Raw genomic sequence first — 1,143 nt, forward strand, 5'->3', positions numbered from 1 at the left:
TGTCAATTCTTGAGAATTATGAGGTATTACCGATACCAAGCGCGGTTCTTATTACTACACATCAAATAGTTCCGCCATACTTCGGATTTTCATCTGACGCATATCCATTTAACGACGGAACATTTTTCAGAGAAATATAAATGAACAGAACTGATGAACCCAAAAAACAACCAGTCCCATTTGGAATTAATGGACAGAGAGAGGCCATTATTCCTGATACTCCATCCGGTGATAATTCAGCGTCATACGAGAAGGGGTTCCCGCCAATAACCATGGTTTTAAAGGCTGCTGGCGGATTGCCGCCTAAAGGCCAAGATATGAACCAAATTCTTTATGAACTTTCGAATTTATTAAGATGGTTCAGCGCCGGAGCTTTAAATACATTTGACGCTGATTTTAATGAAGGAATTGGTGGATATCCAAAGGGGGCGGTAATACTGGGTAATGATGCTGAGACCATATTTATAAACAGGCTTAATGGCAATAAATCCAACCCAAATACCACTCCTACCAACTGGTTTAACTTATCAACCGGATATTTGAAGACGGCTAGCAATCTATCTGAAATAGCAACCGCTGGACCTGCATCTGTGGCTGCTGCTGTAGCTAACCTTGGTTTAACAGAGACCGCCGCTGCCGCCGCTGATGCCCTGAAGAAAAGCGCCAACCTTTCCGACTTGAATAGCAAGTCAATTGCTAGAACCAATTTAGGCTTAGGAGATGCGGCGCAAAAAACAGTGACGACAAGCCCGCAGGACATAACTTTAGGTCGAGTAATGCAAGTTGGGGATGGGGGGTTATTATCTAGCGGCGGGGTTAAATTAGGGAATGGGGTTGATTTAAATACAATTATTATCAATGGATTGTATTCGTGTGTAGCCCCAGTTAATGGGGTTGCAGGTGCTGGAATTACCGTACTGACAGTAGAGACATATAATCAAGATTGGATACTACAAAAGTTATATGTATTCGATACTGGGCGTCTATTTTATCGCGCAAGAGCATCTACTGTATGGAGTACATGGAGTGAAATTTTTTCATCTAAATCACCTCCAACACCAGCTCAAGTGGGAGCGCTCCCTATTACAGGAGGAGTTATTTCTGGTGGAATTCAGGTGGCATCCGTTAACGTCACTGGAGATA

At 42.9% G+C, this 1,143-nt stretch carries 1 protein-coding gene; it reads left to right on the forward strand.

Features of this window, described 5'->3' with window-relative positions; all coding sequences use genetic code 11:
• Positions 1 to 140: 140 nt before the first annotated feature.
• Positions 141 to 1,143: pyocin knob domain-containing protein (locus tag AD970_RS20005; RefSeq protein WP_053215291.1), on the forward strand; the 1,003-nt coding region annotated here is incomplete at its 3' end.

This window comes from Yersinia nurmii (assembly GCF_001112925.1).
Classification (GTDB): Bacteria; Pseudomonadota; Gammaproteobacteria; order Enterobacterales; family Enterobacteriaceae; genus Yersinia; species Yersinia nurmii.